Source organism: Rhizobium sp. Root1212, from assembly GCF_001424985.1.
Classification (GTDB): Bacteria; Pseudomonadota; Alphaproteobacteria; order Rhizobiales; family Rhizobiaceae; genus Pararhizobium.
This window is the reverse complement of the sequence record NZ_LMDA01000023.1, coordinates 224948-248953: the sequence shown is the minus strand read 5'-3', so window position 1 is coordinate 248953 and position 24006 is coordinate 224948. Positions and strand designations below refer to the sequence as shown.

At 62.9% G+C, this 24006-nt stretch carries 26 protein-coding genes and 1 other RNA gene; 11 read left to right on the top strand and 16 right to left on the bottom strand.

From position 1 onward, the window contains the following. Positions 1-35: 35 nt before the first annotated feature. The 4 genes from ASC86_RS19235 to ASC86_RS19220 all read right to left on the bottom strand — a co-directional run bounded on the left by ASC86_RS19235 (position 36) and on the right by ASC86_RS19220 (position 2900). Entirely contained in the window at positions 36-515 is a 480-nt protein-coding gene (locus tag ASC86_RS19235; RefSeq protein ID WP_156387117.1) for a hypothetical protein, read from the bottom strand. Positions 516-529: 14 nt separating this feature from the next. Further along, the gene (locus tag ASC86_RS19230) at positions 530-1363 is read right to left on the bottom strand and encodes an MBL fold metallo-hydrolase (RefSeq protein ID WP_156387125.1); all 834 of its coding nucleotides are present in this window, start codon (positions 1361-1363) and stop codon (positions 530-532) included. A gap of 125 nt (positions 1364-1488) precedes the next feature. After that, positions 1489-2313, bottom strand: coding sequence for a TIGR00282 family metallophosphoesterase (locus ASC86_RS19225; protein ID WP_056324877.1), 825 nt, complete (start codon positions 2311-2313; stop codon positions 1489-1491). Beyond that, positions 2310-2900, bottom strand: a complete 591-nt coding sequence (locus ASC86_RS19220; protein ID WP_056324874.1) for a 5-formyltetrahydrofolate cyclo-ligase — start codon at positions 2898-2900, stop codon at positions 2310-2312. The genes ASC86_RS19225 and ASC86_RS19220 overlap by 4 nt, the downstream gene beginning before the upstream one ends. A gap of 224 nt (positions 2901-3124) precedes the next feature. Between ASC86_RS19220 and ASC86_RS19215 the strand changes: the two genes are divergently transcribed. Next, positions 3125-3337: a LuxR C-terminal-related transcriptional regulator gene (locus ASC86_RS19215; RefSeq protein WP_056324872.1), complete on the top strand. Its 213-nt coding sequence runs from the start codon at positions 3125-3127 to the stop codon at positions 3335-3337. On the opposite strand, the gene ASC86_RS19210 is transcribed toward ASC86_RS19215, so the two are convergent. After that, positions 3332-3538 (bottom strand): hypothetical protein, encoded by a 207-nt coding sequence (locus ASC86_RS19210; protein ID WP_056324869.1) that lies wholly within the window; start codon positions 3536-3538, stop codon positions 3332-3334. The genes ASC86_RS19215 and ASC86_RS19210 overlap by 6 nt on opposite strands. Before the next feature lie 99 nt (positions 3539-3637). Here ASC86_RS19210 and ASC86_RS19205 point away from each other — a divergent pair, with 99 nt between their 5' ends. Beyond that, positions 3638-4510 carry a LysR family transcriptional regulator gene (locus tag ASC86_RS19205; protein WP_056324866.1) on the top strand — a complete coding sequence of 291 codons (873 nt, stop codon included), beginning with the start codon at positions 3638-3640 and terminating at the stop codon, positions 4508-4510. 12 nt (positions 4511-4522) lie between these two features. On the opposite strand, the gene ssrS is transcribed toward ASC86_RS19205, so the two are convergent. The 3 genes from ssrS to ASC86_RS19195 all read right to left on the bottom strand — a co-directional run bounded on the left by ssrS (position 4523) and on the right by ASC86_RS19195 (position 5432). Further along, positions 4523-4680: non-coding RNA, 6S RNA (gene ssrS, locus ASC86_RS25375), on the bottom strand. 77 nt (positions 4681-4757) lie between these two features. Then, positions 4758-5135, bottom strand: a complete 378-nt coding sequence (locus ASC86_RS19200; protein ID WP_056324862.1) for a cell division protein ZapA — start codon at positions 5133-5135, stop codon at positions 4758-4760. Between the two features lie 24 nt (positions 5136-5159). Continuing rightward, positions 5160-5432 (bottom strand): DUF4164 domain-containing protein, encoded by a 273-nt coding sequence (locus ASC86_RS19195; RefSeq protein ID WP_056325188.1) that lies wholly within the window; start codon positions 5430-5432, stop codon positions 5160-5162. A 334-nt stretch (positions 5433-5766) separates the two neighbouring features. On the opposite strand from ASC86_RS19195, the gene tkt reads away from it, so the two are divergent. From tkt to ASC86_RS19170, 5 genes are all read left to right on the top strand, one after another. After that, on the top strand, positions 5767-7749 hold the full coding sequence (tkt, locus tag ASC86_RS19190; protein ID WP_056324858.1) for a transketolase: 1983 nt from the start codon (positions 5767-5769) through the stop codon (positions 7747-7749). Between the two features lie 72 nt (positions 7750-7821). After that, positions 7822-8832, top strand: coding sequence for a type I glyceraldehyde-3-phosphate dehydrogenase (gene gap, locus ASC86_RS19185; protein ID WP_056324856.1), 1011 nt, complete (start codon positions 7822-7824; stop codon positions 8830-8832). Positions 8833-8836: 4 nt separating this feature from the next. After that, positions 8837-9400 (top strand): putative glycolipid-binding domain-containing protein, encoded by a 564-nt coding sequence (locus ASC86_RS19180; protein ID WP_056324852.1) that lies wholly within the window; start codon positions 8837-8839, stop codon positions 9398-9400. Between the two features lie 10 nt (positions 9401-9410). After that, positions 9411-10613, top strand: coding sequence for a phosphoglycerate kinase (locus ASC86_RS19175; protein WP_200943836.1), 1203 nt, complete (start codon positions 9411-9413; stop codon positions 10611-10613). 230 nt (positions 10614-10843) lie between these two features. Then, on the top strand, positions 10844-11869 hold the full coding sequence (locus ASC86_RS19170; RefSeq protein ID WP_056324847.1) for a class I fructose-bisphosphate aldolase: 1026 nt from the start codon (positions 10844-10846) through the stop codon (positions 11867-11869). A 58-nt stretch (positions 11870-11927) separates the two neighbouring features. Here ASC86_RS19170 and ASC86_RS26280 read toward each other — a convergent pair whose 3' ends face one another. Next, positions 11928-12083 carry a hypothetical protein gene (locus ASC86_RS26280; RefSeq protein ID WP_200943834.1) on the bottom strand — a complete coding sequence of 52 codons (156 nt, stop codon included), beginning with the start codon at positions 12081-12083 and terminating at the stop codon, positions 11928-11930. Between the two features lie 184 nt (positions 12084-12267). Here ASC86_RS26280 and ASC86_RS19165 point away from each other — a divergent pair, with 184 nt between their 5' ends. From ASC86_RS19165 to ASC86_RS19155, 3 genes are all read left to right on the top strand, one after another. Beyond that, positions 12268-13554 (top strand): MFS transporter, encoded by a 1287-nt coding sequence (locus ASC86_RS19165; RefSeq protein WP_056324845.1) that lies wholly within the window; start codon positions 12268-12270, stop codon positions 13552-13554. Beyond that, positions 13551-13742, top strand: a complete 192-nt coding sequence (locus ASC86_RS19160; RefSeq protein WP_056324842.1) for a DUF1192 domain-containing protein — start codon at positions 13551-13553, stop codon at positions 13740-13742. The genes ASC86_RS19165 and ASC86_RS19160 overlap by 4 nt, the downstream gene beginning before the upstream one ends. Positions 13743-14156: 414 nt before the next feature. Beyond that, positions 14157-14675 (top strand): DUF1465 family protein, encoded by a 519-nt coding sequence (locus ASC86_RS19155; protein WP_056324840.1) that lies wholly within the window; start codon positions 14157-14159, stop codon positions 14673-14675. Positions 14676-14825: 150 nt separating this feature from the next. Here the strand turns inward: ASC86_RS19155 and rpmE are convergent, their stop codons facing one another. Beyond that, positions 14826-15047 carry a 50S ribosomal protein L31 gene (rpmE, locus tag ASC86_RS19150; RefSeq protein ID WP_023516320.1) on the bottom strand — a complete coding sequence of 74 codons (222 nt, stop codon included), beginning with the start codon at positions 15045-15047 and terminating at the stop codon, positions 14826-14828. A gap of 204 nt (positions 15048-15251) precedes the next feature. Here rpmE and ASC86_RS19145 point away from each other — a divergent pair, with 204 nt between their 5' ends. Beyond that, on the top strand, positions 15252-17051 hold the full coding sequence (locus ASC86_RS19145; RefSeq protein WP_056324838.1) for an ABC transporter transmembrane domain-containing protein: 1800 nt from the start codon (positions 15252-15254) through the stop codon (positions 17049-17051). On the opposite strand, the gene ASC86_RS19140 is transcribed toward ASC86_RS19145, so the two are convergent. From ASC86_RS19140 to ASC86_RS19115, 6 genes are all read right to left on the bottom strand, one after another. Continuing rightward, positions 17052-18689, bottom strand: a complete 1638-nt coding sequence (locus tag ASC86_RS19140; RefSeq protein ID WP_056324835.1) for an FAD-binding dehydrogenase — start codon at positions 18687-18689, stop codon at positions 17052-17054. Between the two features lie 135 nt (positions 18690-18824). Then, positions 18825-19856: a peptidoglycan -binding protein gene (locus ASC86_RS19135; protein ID WP_056324832.1), complete on the bottom strand. Its 1032-nt coding sequence runs from the start codon at positions 19854-19856 to the stop codon at positions 18825-18827. A gap of 3 nt (positions 19857-19859) precedes the next feature. Further along, positions 19860-20936 carry a MotA/TolQ/ExbB proton channel family protein gene (locus ASC86_RS19130; protein WP_056324829.1) on the bottom strand — a complete coding sequence of 359 codons (1077 nt, stop codon included), beginning with the start codon at positions 20934-20936 and terminating at the stop codon, positions 19860-19862. A 137-nt stretch (positions 20937-21073) separates the two neighbouring features. After that, a complete protein-coding gene (locus ASC86_RS19125; RefSeq protein WP_056324827.1) occupies positions 21074-21874 on the bottom strand; it encodes an inositol monophosphatase family protein in 801 nt (266 codons plus the stop codon). A 286-nt stretch (positions 21875-22160) separates the two neighbouring features. Further along, positions 22161-23258, bottom strand: coding sequence for a tetratricopeptide repeat protein (locus tag ASC86_RS19120; RefSeq protein ID WP_244477653.1), 1098 nt, complete (start codon positions 23256-23258; stop codon positions 22161-22163). 78 nt (positions 23259-23336) lie between these two features. Then, positions 23337-23990: a thiamine phosphate synthase gene (locus ASC86_RS19115; RefSeq protein WP_056324822.1), complete on the bottom strand. Its 654-nt coding sequence runs from the start codon at positions 23988-23990 to the stop codon at positions 23337-23339. Positions 23991-24006: the final 16 nt, after the last annotated feature.

Genomic DNA, 24006 nt, shown 5'->3' with positions numbered 1-24006 from the left:
TCATCGGCGCTTTTCGTCCAGCAGGGGGCGATTTTTTAGTTTGCCTCGATGCGCGCGCGGCTCAGAAAGAAGGAATGGCCGTCATCCCGCTCGCAGGCGAGCCCCTTGCGGGTCGAAAGGCAGGTGAAAGGTCCGGCCGACCAGCGCTGCCCGTAATCGAGCACCCGGCTTGCGCCACAGCAGCTGGGATCGCCGACGTTTTTCAACAGACGCCCCGGCCCTTTTCGCGACAACTCCGCCCGCACATAGCGCGGCTCGACCCGGTCGCAAGCCAGTTCCGGCCCACCATCCTCGGGGACATAGACATCCGTGCCGCCTTCCGGGGTGTAGACGCAGCCGATATTGCCGGAGGGCAGAACGAATTCCTCCTGCTCCCCTATGACCTCGGCCGTTTGCGGCGTAACCTTTGCAGAGCTGCCCTCGGCGGTCGGCATACGCGGCGGCGGCGCACCATCGGCCAAGGCAACGCACGGCAAACCCATGAGGGCAATGAAAGCAAGCACGCGAAGCCTCATGCGGCAATCTCCTGTCAGACGCCCTTGAGAATATAAATCAAAGGTTTGCCTGGCAAGGAGCGCAGCGAGACGACGACACTGTTGCTATCGGCGAAAGCGCGATCGAATGTCTCGTCGAACATGGACAGAAAATCGTCGATCGGCGGTCCGCGCCGGTGCATCGGCAGGATCAGCGCCGAGCGCAGGCGGGTGACGACCCGGCTCATGCTTTGCGCGCCCATCGTCAAACCGCCGTCGACCGGCACCATGACGACATCGAGCCGGCCGATCTGGGCATAATGGCTGTCATCAAGCTCGTGATGCAGGTGGCCGAGATGGCCGATACAAAGGCTGGCCACCTCGAAGATGAAGATGGAATTGCCATCCGGTTCCATCGCACCATAGCCGGCACGGATATCGGTGGTGACGTTGCGGATATAGGTGTCGCCGACAAGGACGTGATGTTCGGCCGGTTTGCCGTCATCGCTCCATCCGTGCAGCACGTGTTCGATGGCCGGATCGGGTGTCAGCGTGTAGTGGCTGGGGTGCGCCTTGTTCATCGTGACAACCGTTGGCATGCGAGGTGGCTTGTACCAGCCGTTGTAATCAGTCGCGATGGAGACGCCGCCCGGCGTTTCGATGAAAAACGTCGAATGGCCGATATAGGTTATGGTCACTTCCTCGCCGGCCGATTGAACCGGGATTGCGGCGGGCGTGAAGCTGGCGAAGGTGGCCGACGGCAGCGCCTCGGCGATCGCCTGGCACTGGCTTGCCGGCCCCGACACCCTCGTCTGGGCGGACGCTGGCGTCGGCCAAAGGCTATGCAGGAAAGCAACGACGGCACATGTGTATATCGCGGAACGCAGCATCACGCACCTCGCTTGCGGGAGTTTGCAAGCGCGAAAGGATAGGCGAGCCGCAAACGAGGTAAAGTGCGATCAGGCGCCGATCCCTCACAATCGCGTCATCGGGCACCCGGCCGCTGGTAGTAACCCTAAGCCCAGAACGCCGGAATGGTTTCCGCAAGCCGCGGACCGATGCGCAGGGGCGCGACCGCTTCGGCAAGGCCGGTGCGGTCGGAAATCTCGACGCCGACGCCGCAGATGGTCGCCGGGCCGGAGGCGGCCTCGAAGCGACCTTTCGGCATTTTGGAAATGAAGCGGTTGAGCGGCTCTTCCTTTTCCATCCCAAGCGAGCTGTCGTAATCGCCGCACATGCCGGCGTCGCTCATATAGGCGGTGCCGCCGTTGAGGATCTGGTGGTCGGCGGTCGGCACATGGGTATGGGTGCCGACGACGAGGCTGGCGCGACCGTCGACGAAATGGCCGAAGCACTGCTTCTCGCTCGTCGCCTCCGCGTGGAAATCGAAAACGATCGCATCCGCCTGCTCTTTCAGCGGGCAGGCGGCGAGGATCGCCTCGGCCGACTTGAAGGGATCGTCGAGTTCGGGATGCATGAAGACGCGGCCCATGATGTTGGCGACCAGAACGCGGGCGCCGTTGCGGGCGAAATAGAGATTGGAGCCGCGGCCCGGCGTTCCCGCCGGATAGTTGGCCGGGCGCAGGAACTGATCGTGCCGCTCGCAGAAGACGACGGCTTCCTTCTGGTCCCAGACATGGTTTCCTGTGGTCACCACGTCGGCGCCGGCATTGATCGTTTCGAGGAAGATCTCCTCGGTGATGCCGAAGCCGCCGGCGGCATTCTCGCCGTTGACGATCACGAAATCGAGCTTCAGGTCGCTGACGAGGCCGGGGAGCCTGTCCCAAACCGCCGTGCGGCCCGTCTTGCCCACCATATCGCCCAGAAACAGCAGTCTCATGCCATGATCCCCGATTCAAAAACCTTAAAGCCGCTTTCCGTGAGCATGGCGTCGAGCGCCACGTCATGCGGTTCGGCGGGCACTGATGCCACTTCCTGGCAGTCGAATGCAATGCCGATCAGCTTCGGCGCCCTGCCCTTCGCCCTGAGACGGTCGATGGCGCGGTCGTAATAGCCGGCGCCGTAGCCGATACGATGGCCCGCCCGGTCGAAAGCGGAAAGCGGCACGAGCATGATGTCGGGATCGAGTTCGGCGGCGTCCGGCCCTGGAGCGGAGGTACCGAAACCTGTTTCGATCATATCGGCAGACGGCGAGTACTCACGAAAGACGATCGTGTGCCTGTCGACGATGGCCGGCAGGCAGAGCCGGGCGCCCCGCGCCTGTAGCCGCGACATCAGCGGCCGTACGTCGATTTCCGAACGGATGGGCCAGAAGCCGGAAACGATCGCTTTCGGAAAGAGGGAGATCGCCTCGCCTGCATGTTCCAAAATGGCAAGGCTCGCCTTGGCGCGCTGCTCGGGCTTGAGCGCGTCGCGAAGCGCAAGGCGTTCCTTGCGCAAATTGCCTTTCAGTTCCTTGGGTGTCACGGAAAAAGACCTCTGCCTGTCATCATTCCGCGCAACCTGCGAAACTTTTCAAGTTCGCGCAACGGCTTGATCGAAATGAAACGGAATTAGCGGTCTGTTCATCATGCGCGGCGGTTCTGCTGTCAAAACGGCACACCGGCGGGCAAGAAGAACCCGGAAGAAGCAAGACGGTTCGGTGGCCGCGATACCAGCGGAGAGCCGTCACGAACAGGAATGACAGGTCCATGAAGGACACACTGCACCTTGATCTCGATGCGCTCGAATTGCGCTGCCTCACCCTGGCGGCCAGTGGCCGGACCCGCGAGGACATTACCCGCGAGACCGACATCACGCACGAACGGGTCGACGAAGCCTTTCATTCCGCCATGCGCAAGCTGCAGGCCGCCAATCTCGCCGAAGCGATTTTTCGCGCCGCCCGCATGGATTTGATTTCATAACATCCACGGCCGGGACCGCTGGTCTTCGTCTCCGGCCTGCGTATCCAGGCGTTCCATCCCGGCATCATCGAGAAGATGGGTTCCCTCCCGGCGCTGGATCGTCTGCAACGCCCGTTTCCGTATTCTTTCCATCCGCCAACCGGAAAGGCGGCGGCGGATCGCGGAAAGAAGAAGAGAACCTTTTCCGATGACATAGCCCATGCCGCTTTCCCCCGATCGCGGGCAGTATCGGCCGTGCGTTGACATCAATCCAACGAATTGCAAAAATGGCAGTCATTCGATTATCGAATGGCTTGACCGATGCTGCCACCCCTCGAAAGCGATCTGCTACGCACCTTCGTCGCCGTTGCCGACGTCGGAAATTTCACGAAAGCTGCCGATAGGGTCGGCCGCACGCAATCGGCCGTCAGCATGCAGATCAGGAAGCTGGAGGATATCCTCGGCGAACCGCTGTTCGAGCGCGGCGCGCGCGGCGTCAGCATCACGAAACAGGGTGCCCGCCTGCTCGACAATGCCCGGCGGATCATCGCGCTCCTCGACGACACCGCAGCGACGCTCCGCGCCCCTCTGCTCGACGGCGCCGTACGGATCGGCATTCCCGAGGAATATGTCAGCTCGGAACTGCCCCGCGCGCTCGGCGCCTTCGCCGCGATCCATCCCGGCGTCGAGGTCACGGTGCGCGAGGGATCGAGCATGTCGACGCTCGCCGCCCTCCAGGAGGGCGCGCTGGACATCGCCGTGGTCTTCGAACCGGAAAAACAGACACGACACGAGGTTCTACGGGTCGATCCCACGGTCTGGATGACGTCGATCCAGCATGAAACCCATCTGCGGCGTCCGCTGCCGGTTGCCACCTACACCCATGCAAAAGGCGGCTGGTGCGACGACCTCGCCGCAGTGAACCTGAAGAGATCGGGCATCGAGAGCAGGATCGCCTATGTCAGCCGCACCGGCCGCGGCCTGATCGCGGCGGTCACCTCGGGCCTTGCCGTCTCACCGATGTCCCGCAGCAATATCCCGGAAGGTTGCCGGGAACTGACAGTTGCGGATGGCTATGATGTGATCGATTTTTCGAGCGTGGTTTTGCGCACACGGTCGCGCCAGCCAGACGTGATCGTCGATAGTATGGCAAATGCCATTCGCGAGGCATTTCGCGGAACGACCCGACTTTAGGGAGAGAAGAAAGTGCGATCCACACGACCGATGGAGATTTACGATCCTGGGTGCCTACAAACGTAGGTGGGCGCCATATGTCCAAGCCCACGGGCCTGGTCAGGGACAGCTCCCTTTGGATCGAGTATGGCCCCAGGGATTGTGGTTCCTGTCGGGAAGCGCAGACCGCAGGGAGAATATAGAGAGCTTTCGGCCTCCGCGCCAGTGTCCCGCGTAAACTTAGCGGTCGATTATTGCGAAAGGCGATTTAAGCTGCCGGCTTGGCCGGCGGCGCGTTGACCTTGGCGACGATGCTCTGGATTTGCGCGGTCACTTCCGAAAGCGCCGTCGCCAGCACCTCCTCGGCCTTGGCATTATCGGACTGCGCGCTGTCGCGGGTGCGCTTGAGGGTATCGACCTCGGCTTCCAACGACTTCAGGCGGCGGTTGAGTTCGCTGAGTTCGTCCATCACCATAATGCCGGCCATGACGGTGAGACGAAGATCGCCGATCTCGCCGAACTGGCTCTTGAGGTGGCCGACATACTGGTCGAAGCGCGTGGCAAGCTCTTCCAGATGGCCTTCCTGGCCCTCTTCGCAGGCCATGCGGTAGGCCTTGCCATCGATCGTTACCGTCACCTGCGCCATGCGTTTCCTAACCCTTCTGGCCGTTTACCTGTCGAGCACCGCCCGGATGGTTTCCATGGCCGTGACGAGGCGTCGGGAGACCTCGCGGTTGACCTCCTCCAGCCGGTTGGCGCGGAATTGCGACTGGTCGAGCTCCTGCGCGAGGCGCGAGCGATCCGTGTTGACGCGGCGAACCTCGCCTTCGATCTCGCTATGCTCCAGCTCGCGATCGAAACGTCGCTCGATGGCGCTGTCCAGACCGGCCACGGCGCCACGCAATTCCTCGATCGCTGCCCTGACTGTCTTTGCTGCCGTCATGTCGCCCTTCCAGCCCGCGTCGAATCGGCGCACAGGCCTCGCATGTTCCATCGTCCTTTCCTATTAAACCCATTCCATCGGCGGGAACAACGGCACCTGTGCCACGACAGGACGGAAGCTGTGGATCAGCACACATTTAAATCGATTCGCATCGCCCAAAGCCACCGGACGCGCCTTCCCCTTTCCAACGCCCGAAAATGCGACGGAAAGGCGCCGAAAAGGGCCGTTTTGATTGACTCCAACGGCGCAGATGCTATGTGTCACCCGCTTCCGGCACGGTCTCTGGAGGATTTTCGAGACCGGCCCCTGTCCACTCATTCAAGCGGAACAGTCTATGATCTCTCGCGCACAACACGACCGGATGGCCAATGCAATCCGATTCCTTTCCATGGACGCCGTCGAAAAGGCCAATTCGGGGCATCCCGGCCTGCCGATGGGCGCCGCTGACGTGGCGACGGTCCTGTTCTCCCGCTACCTGAAGTTCGATCCGAAGAACCCGCTGTGGCCGGATCGCGACCGCTTCGTGCTCTCTGCCGGCCACGGCTCGATGCTGCTCTACTCGCTGCTCTATTTGACCGGCTATGAGGACATGGGCATCGAGGATATCAAGCAGTTCCGCCAGCTCGGCTCCAAAACCGCCGGCCACCCGGAATACGGCCATGCCTCGGGCATCGAAACGACCACCGGTCCGCTCGGCCAAGGCATTGCCAATGCCGTTGGCATGGCGATTGCCGAGCGTAAGCTCGAAGAGGAGTTTGGCTCCGACCTGCAGAACCACTTTACCTACGTGCTCTGCGGCGACGGATGCCTGATGGAGGGCATCAGCCATGAGGCGATCGCGCTTGCCGGCCACCTGAAGCTGAACAAGCTCGTTCTCTTCTGGGACGACAACAACATTACCATCGACGGCGCCGTCTCGCTGTCGGATTCGACCGACCAGATCGCCCGCTTCCAGGCCGTTCACTGGAACACGATCCGCGTCGACGGCCACAACCCGGATGAGATCGCCGCCGCCATCGAAGCCGCCCAGAAGTCCGACCGCCCGACCTTCATCGCCTGCAAGACGACCATCGGCTTCGGCGCCCCGAACAAGGCCGGCAGCCACAAGGTGCACGGCTCGCCGCTCGGCGCGGAGGAAATCGCCGCCACCCGCAAGGCGCTGAACTGGGAAAGCCCGGCATTTGAAACCCCGGCCGACGTTCTCGCCGCCTGGCGCGAAGCAGGTGCCCGCTCCAAGGGCGCCCGCGAAGCCTGGGAAGGCCGCCTTGCCGCGACCGAGGCGGGCAAGAAGTCGGAATTCAATCGCCGCTTCGCAGGTGAGCTCGTCAGTGGCTTCGATGCCGCCATCGACGCCTACAAGAAGAAGCTTGCCGAAAACCCGCCGACCGTCGCCACCCGCAAGGCCTCGGAAGACGCTCTCGAAGTCATCAACGGTATTCTGCCGGAAACGCTGGGCGGTTCGGCCGACCTGACGCCGTCGAACAACACCAAGACCAGCCAGATGAAGTCGATCACCCCGACCGATTTCTCCGGCCGCTACGTGCACTGGGGCATCCGCGAGCACGGCATGGCGGCTGCCATGAACGGCGTCGCGCTGCACGGCGGTCTCATTCCCTACTCCGGCGGCTTCATGATCTTCTCGGATTATTGCCGTCCGTCGATCCGACTGGCCGCCCTCATGGGCATCCGTGTCATCCACGTGCTGACGCATGATTCGATCGGCGTCGGCGAAGATGGCCCGACCCACGAGCCGGTCGAGCACATGGCGGCGCTCCGCGCCATTCCGAACCTCCTGATGTTCCGCCCGGCCGATGCGGTCGAAACCGCGGAATGCTGGCAGCTCGCGCTGGAGAACCAGCACCGTCCGTCCGGCCTGGCGCTGACCCGCCAGAACCTCGCACCGTCGCGCCTGACCTATGTCGCTGAAAACCTCAGCGCCAAGGGTGCCTACGAACTCGTCGCCGCCGCCGATGCCAAGGTTTCGATCTTCGCCTCGGGTTCGGAAGTCGAGCTTGCCGTTAAGGCCGCCGCCGAACTGAACGGCAAGGGCATCGCCGCGCGCGTCGTTTCCGTCCCCTGCGTCGAGTTGTTCAACGAACAGTCGGACGCCTACAAGCGTGAAGTGCTCGGCAACGCGCCGGTCAAGATCGGCGTCGAAGCCGCCGTCCGCCAGGGCTGGGACCAGTTCATCGGCGTCGACGGTGCCTTCATCGGCATGCACTCCTTCGGCGCTTCGGCTCCGGCCAAGGACCTGTTCAAGCACTTCGGCATCACCGTGGAAGCGATCGTCGCTGCCGCTGAAGCCAAGCTCGCCTGAGACACTGCGGAGCGCGCCTTGACGGTGCGCTCCAAACCGCCTTCCCAAGAACCGTTTACAGGGAGATCCCCAATGACAGTGAAAGTCGCCATCAACGGATTTGGTCGTATCGGCCGCAACGTTCTCCGCGCCATCGTCGAATCCGGCCGCACCGACATCGAAGTCGTCGCCATCAACGACCTCGGCCCGGTCGAAACCAACGCACATCTGCTGCGCTACGATTCGATCCACGGCAAGTTCCCGGCCGACGTTAAGGTCGAAGGCGACTCGATCATCGTCGGTGGCGGCAAGCCGATCAAGGTCACCGCGATCAAGGACCCGGCGACCCTTCCCCACAAGGAACTCGGCGTCGACATCGCGCTTGAGTGCACAGGCATCTTCACCGCCCGCGACAAGGCTGCCGCCCACCTGACGGCCGGCGCAAAGCGCGTCATCGTTTCGGCTCCGGCAGATGGTGCAGACCTCACCGTCGTCTTCGGCGTCAACCACGACCAACTGACCAAGGACCACCTGGTCATCTCCAACGCTTCGTGCACGACGAACTGCCTGGTTCCGGTCGTCAAGGCGCTCGACGACGCCGTCGGCATCGATCATGGCTTCATGACCACGATCCATTCCTACACCGGCGACCAGCCGACGCTCGACACCATGCACAAGGACCTGTACCGCGCCCGCGCTGCAGCCCTTTCCATGATCCCGACCTCGACGGGCGCCGCCAAGGCCGTCGGCCTCGTGCTGCCGCACCTCAAGGGCAAGCTCGACGGCACCTCGATCCGCGTTCCAACCCCGAACGTCTCGGTCGTCGACTTCAAGTTCGTCGCCAAGCGCGACACGACGGTTGCCGAAATCAACGGCGCGATCAAGGCTCTGGCCGATGGCGCGCTGAAGGGCATCCTCGGCTACACCGACGAGCCGCTGGTCTCGCGTGACTTCAACCACGACAGCCACTCCTCGATCTTCGCCAACGACCAGACCAAGGTTCTGGAAGGCAAGTTCGTGCGCGTGCTGAGCTGGTACGACAACGAGTGGGGCTTCTCCAACCGCATGGCCGATACGGCCGTTGCGATGGCAAAGCTGATCTAAGACCATGTTTCGCGGCCTTTCCCCGACCACGGCCCGCTGGCGCCCGCTGGATGGGGAAGGGCTCGAACATCTCAGCATAGGTCCGCACGACGGGGGCATCCGTGCCGCAAGCGTGCTGATCGGAGAACGCGGCGGCCGCCCCTATGGCGTCCGCTACATCATCGATTGCAATGCCGATTGGGCCGTTCTGTCCTTCAGTATCGAAACCACCGATGGCGTGCGGCTGGCCCTTTCATCCGATGGAAACGGGCACTGGCGCAATGAGGCCGGCATACCCCTCCCCCAGTTCGAGGGCTGCATCGATATCGACCTTGCAGGAACACCCTTCACCAACAGCCTGCCGATCCGCCGCCTCGGGCTTCAGCCGCAGGACGGCACCGTCAAGCTCGACATGCTCTATGTTCCCTTCGACAGCTTCAAGCCGCTGCGCGATAGCCAGCGCTACACCTGCCTCGTCGAAGACCGGCTTTATCGTTATGAAGCCGAGGACCGCAGCTTTACGGCCGAGCTTCCCCTCGACGAGGACGGGCTGGTGACGGACTACCCCACCCTTTTCAAAAGACTATGACCGGAGAAAACTGATGACCTTCAAGACCCTCGACGACCTCACCGACATCGCCGGCAAGCGCGTGCTCGTGCGCGTCGATCTCAACGTTCCGGTCAAGGACGGCAAGGTGACGGATGCCACCCGCATCGAACGCGTCGTGCCGACCATTCGCGAGCTTTCGGAAAAGGGCGCCAAGGTCATCCTGCTCGCCCATTTTGGCCGCCCGAAGGGTGAGCCGGTCGCCGATATGTCGCTTGCGTTCATCGCGCCCGCTGTCGAAGACATCCTCGATCATCGCGTCCAGTTCGCCGCCGATTGCATCGGCGAAAAGGCTGCGATCGCCGTCGCCGCCATGAACAATGGCGACGTGCTGCTGCTCGAAAACACCCGCTTCCACAAGGGCGAGGAAAAGAACGACCCGGATTTCATCAAGGCGCTGGCCGCCAATGGCGATATCTATGTCAACGACGCCTTCTCGGCCGCCCACCGCGCCCATGCCTCGACCGAAGGTCTCGCACAGCTTCTTCCGGCCTATGCCGGCCGCACCATGCAGGCCGAGCTTGAGGCTCTGGAAAAGGGTCTCGGCAATCCGAAGCGCCCGGTCGTCGCCATCGTCGGCGGCGCCAAGGTCTCGACCAAGATCGATCTCCTGATGAACCTCGTGAAGAAGGTCGATGCGCTCGTCATCGGCGGCGGCATGGCCAATACCTTCCTCGCGGCCCGCGGCACCAATGTCGGCAAGTCGCTCTGCGAACATGATCTCGCCGAGACCGCCAAGAAGATCATGATCGAAGCGGCGTCTTCCGGCTGCGCCATCGTGCTGCCGGTCGATGGCGTCGTCGCCCGCGAGTTCAAGGCCGGTGCCGATAACGAAACCGTCGATATCGACGCGATCCCGGCCGATGCCATGGTGCTCGATGTCGGCCCGAAGTCGATCGCTGCCGTCAATGAGTGGGTTTCCAAGGCCGAGACGCTGGTCTGGAACGGACCGCTCGGCGCCTTCGAAATCGCTCCCTTCGACAAGGCGACCGTCGCCGTTGCCAAACACGCGGCTGCCCGCACCAAGAGCGGCGCGCTGATCTCGGTCGCCGGCGGCGGCGACACGGTTTCGGCGATGAACCATGCCAGCGTTGCCGACGATCTTTCCTATGTCTCGACCGCCGGTGGCGCCTTCCTCGAATGGATGGAAGGCAAGCCCCTTCCGGGCGTCGATATCCTCAACCAAGCGAAGTGATCGGCTTCACGTGTCCTCGACGAAACCCGGCCTTGTGCCGGGTTTTTTGTTGGACTTTGGACTACCTCCGTCCTGCTCGGCACAAGGCCGAGGATGACGGAGCAGTGGGAAAACGACAGCATTTCAATCGATTAAAGTAATTTCAATCGTTTAAAATATTTTAATCTTTCTTGAATTGCCCTATTCTTCTGCTATCGGCAAGGCCTCGCAAAGAACAGGGAGAATGCCAGATGAGCGAAAGACTGGAAGACATCGCAGCCGCCATGGTCGCCAAGGGCAAGGGTCTGCTCGCGGCCGACGAATCCACCGCGACGATCGGCAAGCGCTTCGATACGATCGGGCTGGAATCGACGGAAACCTCGCGCCGCGACTACCGCGAAATGCTGTTCCGCACCGATGAGGCGATGAAATCCAGCATCTCCGGCGTCATTCTTTATGAAGAGACGCTGTTCCAGAAGGCGGCAGACGGCACGCCCTTCGTCGACGTCATCCGCGCCGCAGGCTCGATTCCCGGCATCAAGGTCGATACCGGCGCCAAACCGATGGCGAAATTCCCCGGTGAGACCATCACCGAAGGCCTCGACGGCCTAGCCGCCCGACTGAAGACCTATTACGACGCCGGCGCCCGCTTTGCGAAGTGGCGCGGCGTGATCTCCATCTCCGAGGTGCTGCCGACCCGCGGCGCCGTCCGCGCCAACGCGCAGGCGCTCGCCCGCTACGCCGCCCTCTGCCAGGAAGCCGGCATCGTGCCGATCGTCGAGCCGGAAGTGTTGATGGACGGCGCGCCGGGCACCCACACGATCGAGCGTTCGCACGAGGTCACTGAAAACGTGCTGCGCATCGTCTTCGACGAGCTTGCCGAAGCCCGCGTTTCGCTGGAAGGCATGATCCTCAAGCCGAGCATGGTCATCGACGGCAAGAAAAGCCGCAAGGCCTCCGTCAACGAAGTCGCCGACCGCACCATCGAGGTGCTGAAGCGCACCGTGCCTGCGGCTGTCCCCGGCATCGCCTTCCTCTCCGGCGGCCAGTCCACCGAGGAAGCGACCGCCCATCTTTCGGCGATGGTCGCCGGCCACACCCTGCCCTGGGGCCTGACTTTCTCCTACGGCCGCGCTTTGCAGGCCGAAGCGCTCAGCGCCTGGGGCGGCAAGCCGGAAAATATCGCCGCCGGCCAGCGCGCCTTCCTGCACCGCGCCAAGATGTGCAGCCTCGCCGCCACCGGCGGCTGGAAAAAGGATCTCGAACAAGCCGCCTGATTGAGTTCAGGGTGGGAGAGAGGGGAGCCCGGTCGCGCAAGCGGCCGGGCTTTCTATGTTATGGCCTGATCAATACCGTCAGCATCATCACGGCAATAGCCGCCACGGCGATCTTCCAGAAATCCCGCCGCCGCTTCAGTCCCGGCAGGCCGATGGGCTTCAGGACATGGATCGCCATCATCAGGAGGAACAGGATCGACAGAAGTTTCGGCATCGTGCTTCCAACCGGTGCGTGGCGGCAGCCACAGGCTGCTTCGCAATCACCTAAAAAATTTGTGGAATCAGGGCTATGCGTTGCGACTGAAATTTGCAATCTCCGACACCCGTGATTTTACGGCTGGCATTTGCCGGAACATCGCCCTACCTTTCCCGACGCGCCCGGAACCAGCGGATTTCATATGAGAAAGAACCTCCTCCCCGTCGCCGCCCTTTTGCTCGGAACCCTGTTCCTGTTTCTCGGCAACGGCCTGCACGGCCTGCTGCTGCCGATGCGCGGCACGACGGAAGGCTATTCGGCAACTTTGCTCGGTCTGCTCGGTACATCCTGGGCGAGCGGCTTCGTGCTTGGCTGCCTGACGGCGCCGAAGCTTGTGCGCCGCGCCGGCCATGTGCGCGCCTTCAGCGGCTTTGCCGCCCTGCTGGCGATCATCGCGCTTCTTACCGGCCTGCTGGTCGATCCCATCTGGTGGGTGGTGCTGCGCGCCTTCACCGGCTTCTCCACGGCCGGCTGCTCAATGATCATCGAAAGCTGGCTGAACGAGCGGGCCACCAATGAAAGCCGCGGCGCGATCTTCTCGCTTTACATCGCCATTACCCTGTTCGGCGTCGTCGCCGGCCAGATGCTGATCCCCTTCGGCGATACCAACACGACCCTGTTCTTCATGATCTGCGGCATTGTCTATTGCCTGGCGATGCTGCCGACGCTGCTGTCGACCGCCGATTCGCCGCAACCGCTGAAACAGGTGTCTCTCGACCTACGCGGGCTCTACCGCAACTCGCCGGTGTCGTTCCTCGGCATCCTGCTGATCGGCATCGCCAATGGTGCCTATGGTACGCTCAGCGCCGTGTTCGGTCGTCAGGCCGGCCTGACGGACAGCAATGTCGCCCTGATGGTCAGTACCGTCATCTTCGCCGGCGCGGTGATGCAGTTTCCCGCCGGCCGCCTCTCCGACCGCATGGACCGCCGCTATGTGCTGGCCGCCCTTGCCGGGGTCGCCGCTATAGCAGGTCTGCTGCTCTATCTGATCGAACCCACGGGCGTCGTCCTGCTGATCACCTTCGTCGGCATCTACGGCGCTGCGGCAAACGCGCTCTATCCGATCGCCGTTTCCCACGCCAACGACTTCGCCTCGTCGGAGGATTTCGTCAAAATCTCGGGCGGCCTGCTGCTGCTTTACGGCATCGGCACGATCATCGGCCCGACGCTCGGCGGCCCGGTCATGACGATCATGGGGCCTTATGGCCTGTTCATGATCACGGCCTGCGCCCATATCCTGATCGTGATCTACGCGATCTTCCGCAGCCGCATGCGCGCGCCCGTTCCGGTCAACGAGCGCGATGCGTACTCGACGATCAATCCCGGCACGCTCACCACCCCGGAAAGCCTGCAGCTTTCGCCGCGGGCAGCTCCGCTGGAGGAAAATGCCGAGCAGCCGCAGGACCCCGGCATGAGGGCAACGGCATGAGCCTCTTCGACGACGATCTCCCCAAGAAGAAACCGGCCCACGAGCTTGGCTGCGACCTGTCGCAGCTTTCGGTCGACGAACTCGCAAACCGCGTCGGTGTTCTGCGCCAGGAGATCGAACGTCTGGAGGCAGCGATCGCGCAGAAGTCGGCAAGCAAATCGGCAGCCGAAAGCATCTTCCGCCGCTGACCGGCGGTGCCGCTGTTTCAGCGGAGAATCACCTGCCCGCCTTCAGTCGAAAAATGAAATTTTGATGCAAAATCGAGCATCACTCCGTCGTGACTCAGGTCGTCGTAAAGCTTTATTAAGCATTACAAGATATTACTGGATCATCCAGATCGCTCTGGACTCAGACAATTTCCCGATCGGCGAATGGTCTGATTTTTCTCCCTGTTTTACCTTGAGAGCCGCCTACGCGGCTCTTTTTTTGCGCTTTTTTCCACAATTGCCAAAGAATTGTGGAGATTAACCCTTTCTTAAGAATGCCCTTGCGCGAAATGGTCTATGGGATCATTCTTAAGCCCATGAAAACGAGCGCGGAAACAATTGCCCGCATAGCCCGTTACCTGACCAAGTTGATGCGTTAAACAGGGATTTGAGATCATGTCCGAGCGGGGATTGAACACCGTGAGTTTCGCGGGCCATGCTGCGTCGTCCGCGCAGTTCAAGGCGCTGTATGCGGAAGGCATGGGTCTCGTCGAAGAAACCGCCAGCTATCTCGACGGGACGGGCCGCGCAGCCTCGAAGGTTCTGCCGCGCATGGCCTCGGTGCTCTATGCGGCTGAATCCATGCGGCTCACCACCCGCCTGATGCAGATGGCCTCCTGGCTGCTTTTGCAGCGCGCCGTCAACAACGGCGAGATGAGCCGCGACCAGGTGCTATCTGAAAAGAGCAAGGTGCGCCTCGACAGCTTCAACGTCGATCGCACCGCCCCCGGCTGGAACGACCTGCCGGAAGGTTTCCGCGATCTCGTCGAGCGCTCGCTGCGCCTGCAGAATCGCGTCGCCCTGCTCGACCGCGAAATCTACCGCCCGCAGGAAGCCGGCAGCTTCGTTCCCGACAACCAGAACGGCGTCAAGGCGCAGCTCAACCTGCTGCAGACCGCCTTCGGCAACAGCTGATTATTGAGACATCGGCATTTCGAAACCCGGCTTCAGGCCGGGTTTTTTTATTGCCGCGTCACCGCCCGCGAAAAAGCGCATAACAAAAAAGCCCCGTCATCGCTGACAGGGCTTTTTGCATGCAGGCCGCCGGGGCGGCTTTGCAAAGTCTTAGAGGCCGAGGCCTTCGAAGCGCTTCTTGAACTTGGAAACGCGGCCACCGCGGTCCATGAGCTGCTGGTTGCCGCCGGTCCAGGCCGGGTGCGACTTCGGGTCGATTTCAAGGTTCATGGTCGCGCCTTCCGAACCCCAGGTCGAGCGGGTTTCGTATTCGGTGCCATCGGTCATGACCACCTTGATGGTGTGGTAAGCGGGATGGATATCAGCCTTCATAACAATCTTCCTGCAGTTCCAGGGTCCAATTGTCGCAAGGCATTGCGGCAGGCGGACCGAACACGTAAATGAAGCCGCAGACCGCTTGCGGGCTACGGCTTCCCAATTTGATGCCGTGCCTATACATGATGGTCACCCGGATAACAAGTACCGCCGAAGAAGGTTCATGCGAGATTCGCCGCTTCTTCCGCAATTGGAGGTCATGTGGCAAACGAAGTTTCCCCGGCGGCGGCAAGAAAATCGCTGCGTCCCCTCGGACAACTTCTCCCCTATGTCAGACGCTACCGCCTGCTGGTCGCAGGCGCGCTCGTTTCGCTCATGGCCGCAGCCGTCACCACACTGGCGCTGCCGACCGCCGTGCGCCGCATGATCGACCACGGTTTCTCCACCTCAGATTCCGGCTTCATCAATACCTATTTCTCGATGCTGGTGATCCTCGCCGTCATCCTCGCGCTCTCCAGCGCCACCCGCTATTATTTCGTCATCACCCTCGGCGAGCGCATCGTCTCCGATCTGCGCCGCGAAGTCTTCGACCGCGTCACCCGGCTTTCCGCCTCGTTCTTCGACGTCAACCAGTCCGGCGAGATCGTCTCGCGCCTGACGGCGGATACGACGCAGATCAAGTCCGCCGTCGGCGCGACCGCTTCCGTGGCGCTGCGAAACCTCATCCTCTGTCTCGGCGCGATCGGCATGATGGTCTATACCAGCCCGAAGCTTTCAAGCCTCGTGCTCGCGGCCATTCCGGTCATCGTCTTCCCGCTGGTCGCCTTCGGCCGCTCGGTGCGCCGCCGTTCCCGGCAGGCGCAGGATACGCTGGCCGCCGCTTCCGCCTATGCCGGCGAGGCGATCTCCGCGAGCCGTACCGTGCAGGCTTTCAACGCCGAGCGGGCTGCGCAGTCGCGCTATGCGGCCGCGGTCGAGAATGCCTATGACGCCGCCCGCGCCGCCGTGAAGGCACGCGCGGTGCTTACCGCCTTTGCCATCGTCATGATCTTCGGCAGCATCGTCGCCGTGCTCTGGTTCGGAGCGCAGGATGTACTTTCCGGCGCGATTTCGGCCGGGACGCTCAGCCAGTTCCTGCTTTACTCCGTCTTCGCGGCCGGCAGCCTCGGCTCGCTGTCGGAAGTCTGGGGCGAACTTTCGCAGGCTTCGGGTGCCGCCGAGCGACTGGGCGAACTTCTGGCGGAAACGCCCGAAATCGCCGCCCCGCCCCAGCCGACACCGCTGCCGAACCCCGCCGAAGGCCGGGTCGTGTTCGAGGATGTCTATTTCGCCTACCCGGCCCGCCCGGACGAAAAGAGCCTGAAGGGCCTCGATTTCGCGGTGAAGCCCGGTGAAACCGTCGCCATCGTCGGTCCCTCCGGCGCCGGCAAGAGCACGGTCTTCTCGCTGCTTCTGCGTTTCTACGATCCGGCAAAGGGCGCCGTGCTCGTCGATGGCATCGATGCCCGCGCTGTCGATCCCGACGCGCTACGCCGGCGCATCGCCATTGTGCCGCAGGATGTGACGATGTTTGCCGCATCGGTGCACGACAACATCGCTTTCGGTATGCCGAACGCCACCCGTGAAGCCGTGCGCGCCGCCGCAATCGCCGCGCAGGCGGACGAATTCATCTCGCGTCTGACCTATGGCTACGACACCCAGGTCGGCGAGCGCGGCATCACGCTTTCGGGTGGCCAGCGCCAGCGCATCGCCATTGCCCGCGCCATCCTCAAGGATGCTCCGATCCTCTTGCTCGATGAAGCGACCTCGGCACTCGACGCGGAAAGCGAAGTGCTGGTGCAGAAGGCGCTCGACGGCCTGATGCAAGGCCGCACGACGCTGGTCATCGCCCATCGCCTCGCAACCGTGCTGAAGGCCGACCGTATTCTGGTGATGGATCAGGGCCGGATCGTCGAGGAAGGCAACCATGCCTCCCTCGTCCGCCACGGCGGTCTCTACGCCAAGCTCGCCCGGCTGCAATTCGACCATGCCGCCGAGGAACTGCGCATCGCCGGAACCTGATCAGACGCTCCGGCCCGCTACCCGGCCGGAGAAGATGCAGCCGCCGAGGAAGCTACCTTCAAGCGCATTATAGCCGTGCATGCCGCCGCCGCCGAAACCGGCGACTTCACCGGCCGCATAAAGCCCCTCCACCGGCTTGCCGGAAAGCTCCAGCACGCGGCCTGAAAGATCGGTCTGCAGGCCGCCGAGCGTCTTGCGCGTCAGGATATGCAGCCGGACGGCGATCAGCGGTCCGGCCTTCGGATCGAGCAGGCGGTGCGGTTTTGCCGTGCGCATCAGTCGATCGCCGAGATAGCCGCGCGCGCCCCGGATCGCGGTCACCTGCGCATCCTTGGAAAAGGCGTTCCCGATCTCCCGGTCACGCGCCTCGATCTGCCAGCGCAGATGACCTTCCGACAGGCGCTGTTCGCCCGTCAGCGCGTTCATCGCCGTCACGAGATCTTCCAGCCGGTCGCGGACGATGAAATCCTCGCCCTTGTCCATGAAGGACTGAACCGGGCCGGGCGGCTTCCTGCCCAGGCGCTTGAGCAGCAGTGGAATGTCCTTATCCGTCAAATCCGGGTTCTGTTCGGAGCCGGAGAGGGCGAATTCTTTCTTGATGATTGCTTTGGTGAGGATAAACCAGCTGTAATCATGGCCGGTGCGGCGAATGGCCGACAGCGTGCCGAGCGTATCGAAACCCGGCATCGCCGGCGCGGAAAAACGATTGCCATCGGCATCGCACCAGAATGAGGACGGTCCTGGCAGGATGCGGATGCCGTGATCCGGCCAGATCGGCGCGAAATTCTTCAAGCCCTCGGTATAATGCCACATGCGATCGCCATTGATGACCGAGCCGCGGGCACGGCTGGTTATCTCCAGCATGCGGCCATCCACGTGATGGGGAACGCCACTTACCATGGATCGCGGCGGAGGCCCCAGCCGCTCTACCGGCCAGGCGCGGCGCACCAGATCATGATTGCCACCGATCCCGCCGGAGGTGACGATGACGGCGCCGGCACTGATCTCGAAATCGCCGACTATCTCGCGGCTACTTCTTGCACCGCGCACAACCGGATCATTCTCCAGCACCGCCCCAGCCGCCCCGAAAACCGTCCCATTGCGCACGATCAGGTCATCGACGCGGTGGCGGAAACGGAAACGCAGCAGCCCCTTTTCCTCCGCCGCCCGCGCCTTGCGGATGAAGGGTTCCAGCACCGCCGGCCCCGTGCCCCAGGTGACATGGAAGCGCGGCACGGAGTTGCCGTGGCCATGGGCTAGCCCGCCACCACGCTCGGCCCATCCGACCACCGGAAACCAGCGCATGCCGAGACTATGCAGCCACGAGCGTTTCTCGCCCGCCGCGAAATCGAGATAGGCATCCGCCCAGAGCCGCGGCCAGTGGTCCTCCGGCCGGTCGAAGCCGGCGGAGCCCATCCAGTCCTGCCGGGCAAGGGCGAGGCTGTCGCGGATGCGCATGCGCCGCTGCTCGGGACTATCGACGAGGAACAGGCCGCCCAGCGACCAGAAAGCTTGCCCACCGAGATTCTGCTCGCCTTCCTGATCGACGATGATGACGCTGCGGCCACGCTCCGCAGCTTCCGTCGCAGCGACAAGGCCCGCAAGCCCCGCGCCGATGACAAGCACTTCGCAATCCATGCGCTCCCTCCCGATATTCGCCAAAAGCTTACGCGGACGTAAGGGTAAAGCAACAGCAAAGACGGGAACGAGATAGGTTGAGGGCGATGCCGTGGATACCCTTCTCCCCGCGGTGAGAAGGGAAAACCGCCGCCGCTACTTTTCCGTCAGCTTCAGCTCGATGCGGCGGTTCTGGTCGCGGGCTTCCTTGCTGTCGCCTTCGGCGATCGGCTGGAATTCGCCGAAACCGGCAGCCACCAGCCTGTCGGCCGGCACGCCCCTGGAGATCAGGAATTTCACCACCGACGTCGCGCGCGCCGATGAAAGCTCCCAGTTGTCGGCATAACGGCCGGAGCCGGAGAGCGGCACGTTGTCGGTGTGACCGTCGACGCGCAGCACCCAGTTGATTTCCGGCGGAATTTCCTTAGCGAGATCGAGCAGCGCCGTCGCCAGCTTCGCCATCTCCTCCTGCCCTGCCGGATTGAGTTCGTTGCCGCCGGAAGGAAAGAGCACTTCCGACTGGAAGACGAAGCGGTCGCCGACGATGCGGATGTTTTCGCGGTCGGACAGAATTTCGCGCAACCGGCCGAAGAAATCGGAGCGATAACGGTTCAGCTCCTGCACCCGCTGGGCCAGCGCCACGTTAAGCCGGCGGCCCAGATCGGCGATCTTGGTCTGCGAGGCCGTATCCTTGGCCTCGGAGGCCTGCAAAGCGTTTTCGATGGCGGCGATCTGGCTGCGAAGGGCGGCGATCTGCTGGTTGAGCAGATCGATCTGGCTCATCGCGCGGGCGCTGACCTGCTTTTCGGTATCGAGCTGCCCCGTCAGGTCGCCGATCCGCTGATTGGCAACATCCGAGCTACCGGTGCCCTGATCGAGCAGCGCCTGCAGCCGGGAGCGCTCACCCTCGGAGGTCGCCAGCGATGCCTGCAGGTTGGCGAGCGAATCCTCCAGATCCTGCTTGCCGCTCTTTTCCAGCGCCAGAAGCTGGGTCAGTTCGTTGATCTGACTGTTCAGTCGGTTCAGCACATCGTCCTTGCCGCTGATTTCACGGCTGAGCAGGAACTGCGCCAGCACGAAGACCGACAGCAGGAACATGATCGCCAGCAACAGGGTCGACAGGGCATCGACGAAGCCCGGCCAGTAATCGACCGTGCGATGGCTTCGGCCCTTGCGCGCCAGAGCCATCGATCATTCCCCCGCTTCGTCGCGCAACGCGCGATTGGTGCGTTCGCTATGAACGGGCTTTTCGCCGATGCGGGCGGAAAGCTTGTCGAGCGTCTTGCGCATCGATTTCGCCTCCTCCTGCTGCGCCTCGATCCAGTCGCGCAGCATCTGCTGCTCGCCGCGCATGTTCTTGACGAGGCCCTGTATGCCTTCGGCGAGGCTTGCCATGGCAGCCGTGGTGCGCTGGCTCATGCCGCCGTCCTGGTTGAGGCGGTAGAGCTGTTCCGTCAGGGCGCGCAGTTCCTCGCTCGGGGCACCGTTCGGGCCGTCGGAGACGACGGTATGATCGGAAGAGACATCTGTGACGGAGGAGAGCCAGTTTTCAAGCTCGGTGTAGAAGCGGTTCTGGGCGCGGCCGGCCTGCAGGTCGAGGAAGCCGAGGATCAGCGAACTCGAAAGACCGAAGAGCGAGGTCGAAAACGCGGTGCCCATGCCCGAGAGCGGCGCGGAAAGGCCGGTCTTCAGGGCGGAAAGCACATCCTCGGTGCTGCCGGAGCCGGCATCGAGCGACTGGATGACCGTGTTGATCGAGCTGATCGTGCCCAGCAGACCCCAGAAGGTGCCGAGCAGGCCGAGGAAAACCAGCAGGCCGATGAGGTAGCGGGACGTATCGCGCGATTCGTCGAGGCGAGTGGCGATCGAATCGAGGATCGAACGCAGCGCCGCGGTCGAGATCGCCATCGAATGCCGCTGGCCGATCAGCGCCCGCATCGGTGCGAGCAGCACCGGCTCGCGGCCGACCTTGTCGGCACTACCGGCGGCGCGGAAGGAATTGAACCAGCGCACTTCCGGGCGAAGGCCAAGCACATGATGGAAAACGAGCAGGATACCGATCAGCAAAACGCCGAGGATCAGGCCGTTGAGGCCCGGATTGCTCATGAAGGCCGCATGGGCCTGACGAAACAGAATGGCGCCGACGAACGCGACGATGATCAGGAAAATCACCATGATCCAGAAGAAGATCATGGGGCTCGTCAGTTTCTGGGGATTGTATCCGTCACTGAGGCCGCTGTCCCAGCCCGACAGTTCAACTTTCGCCATAGGGCTTCAGTCTCCGCTTTTGCATTGCGCAGCTGCACACAAAAATAGGTGCGTCGCGGCGTTGGCCGGGAGACTAGAGGAACTTTGTGCCGAATTGAAGAGCAAAGGCGCCGGTTTGCACCGGCGCGACGCGGTGCTTACTTGCCCGGAACCGGACGGTGCAGGACCTCGTGCAGGGCCTTGCGGATATATTCGTTGCCGGCAACGATCGAGCCGTCTTCTATCGGCTTGTTGCCTCCGTCGATATCAGCGACCCAGCCGCCGGCTTCGCGGATGAGCAGGATGCCGGCTGCGAGGTCCCAGGCGTGCAGGTCGCGCTCCCAGAAACCGTCGAAGCGGCCGGCCGCGACATAGGCGAGATCGAGCGCGGCGGCGCCCATGCGGCGGATGCCCGCGACTTCGCCCATGACATGGCGCAGCTCGACGAGATAGGTGCCGTGGTTGCTGTGGCCGAGATGCGGCGTGCCGGTGCCGATGACGGCATCCGACAGGTTCTTGCGGGCCGCGACGCGCAGGCGGCGATCGTTGAGGAAGGCGCCGCCGCCGCGTTCGGCGGTGTAGAGTTCGTCGGTCGCCGGGTTGAGGACGACGCCGGCGACGATTTCGCCCTGGCGTTCCAGCGCGATCGAGATGGCGAAGTGCGGAATGCCGTGCAGGAAGTTGGTGGTGCCGTCGAGCGGATCGACGATCCAGCGATGGGCGCCGTCCGTGCCGATGATCTCTTCGCTCTCCTCGCCGAGGAAGCCGTAGGTCGGGCGCGCCTTCAGGAGTTCTTCGCGGATCAGCTTCTCGGCCTTGCGGTCGGCCTGCGAGACGTAGTCGCCCGGACCTTTCAGCGACACCTGCAGGTTCTGAACTTCGCCGAAATCGCGGGCCAAGCCCTTGCCGGCCTTGAATGCGGCCTGAACCATGACATTGAGAAGAGCAGAACGGGCCATCTTGGCTTCCTTTGGAACGGAAATGCCGGCCGCAGCAACGACCGGCAGAAAATAGACTTACAGAGCGCCGCATCGGAAGTCGATGCAGGGGCGCTCACCTTATTCAAACATCGGGGTCTCGGCGCGGATGACACCATCGGGAGATCGCAGTCGTGCCGGACCAGTCAAGGCAGAGCCTGAGGCGCACGGCATTGCCGACCGTCTGACCCACGATCAGCCGACCGGGCGCTTCAAGACCACAAACGCGGCCAAAATTCAAGCCTCGCCTTGAAAAGAGGGTAAAGCCTCAGGATGGGCGGTGTTTGTTGGCCGCATCGAGCGCCGCCTTCTGCTGGTCGTCCTCAAGGCCGAGATAGAAATCCTCCAGCGCCGGATCGGTGAGGCCGGCGCGGCGCGACAGCACATACCACTTGGCCGCCTCGATCGGATCGGGCCGCGTGCCGATGGCGTTGACATAGAGGTGGGCAAGCTTGTTCTGCGCCACGACATTGCCGCGTTCGGCCGCCCGGCGCATCCACTTGAATCCCTCTTCCAGATTGCGGTCGCCGCCGACGCCATCGACAAGCCAGATGGCAAGGTCGAGCTGGGCGGTGTCGTAACCGGCCTTGGCGGCGCGCGTCAGCCATTGCCGCGCCGTCTCGCGCTTGGCCTCGTCGATGCCGTCGACATTGAGATAGATTTGCGACAGCGCATATTGCGCATCGGCAATACCTTGCTCGGCGGATTTCTCATAATAGGGCTGGGCCGCCTTCAGGCCCTTCGGTCCCGGCATGTCTGCGACGAGAAGTTGGCCGTAGTTGAATTGCGCCAAGGCATTTCCGCTGTCGGCCGCCTTCTTCATCATCTCTTCGGAGCGTTTGCGGTCGCGGGGAACATCGCGGCCATCCATCAGAATGAGAGCGTATTTGAACATCGCCGAGGGATTGCCGGCATTGGCAGCCTGTTCATACCAGAAGGCCGCATCCTTGGTGTTTTTCGCAACACCAAGCCCTTGCGAGAAAATCTCGGCAACCAGCGTCTGGGCAGCGGCATCGCCGAGCTGCGCCTTCGGCAGGGCGATTTCGAGCGCCGTCAGATAATAGCCGCGCTGGAAGGCGCCGTAGGCATCGTCCGGCTTGCCCTCGAACGGCTTCTCGGCCGGAAGCGCCGGCAGCACCGCGCCCATGCGGTCGAACACGCCGACGCCGCCGGAGGGCTTGACCGGCTCTTCCGCCTTCGTCTGGATCTTCTTGGCATCGACCGGCGGCTGCAGCCGCAGAACCTCGTCTTCCGGCAGGGCGGCGCCATTGAACGGCGTGATACGGCCGCGCTTTTCGGCCGGTGCCTGTTCCGGCTCCTGCGTCACGCCCGGCAAGGCCTCCTGCGCGAAGGCGACGGAATGCATTCCCACGACCGGACCAAGGGTCAGGCCGAGGCAGAGCATACTGGCGGTCAGGCGGCGGCGATGTGACATGGAATGGTCTTAATCTTCAAACCGTGGCGCTTTTTCGTCAAGAAGCGCGTTAACGTTCGAAACGATCGAGGCAGCCTGCTCCGGCTCGGCAAAGACGGCAAGGCGCAGCGCCACGAATTCCGCCCCCGTTTCCGCCACCGCAAGCGCCGATTCCGGATCAGTGCCGCCCATGACGATGCAGGGGATTTCCACCATCGAGGCCCACCATTCGCCGAGCCCCAGGTTTTTCGGATGGGCCTCAGGCTTGATGTCGCCATCAAGCTTGCCGAAGAAGATGTAATCCGGCCGCACCTCGCCCATTTCCAGCGCGTGGTGGCGGTCGGCCGCATTGCCGCCGCCGACGATCAGCTTCGGCGTGAATTTTTCGACCGCTTCCCCCAGCACTTCGGCATTGCCGGTGACATGCAGGCCGTCCGCCTTGGCGCGGCCGGCAACACGGCTGTCGCCGGCGATGAGCGCAGCGGCTCCCGCCTGTTGCACGACCGGCACCAGCGTCTCGGCATGTTTCTGGAAGGCATGCTCGTCGAGGCCGTATTGCGGCAGGATGACGGAGGCGACATCGCCGCCCCGCAGCGCATCGCCCACCACCCGCGCGCACGCCTCGGCATCGGCGATATCCGGCGCGACGAGAACGAGGCGGCAACGATTGTCTGTAGTGCTCATGTGTCTCTCCATGAGG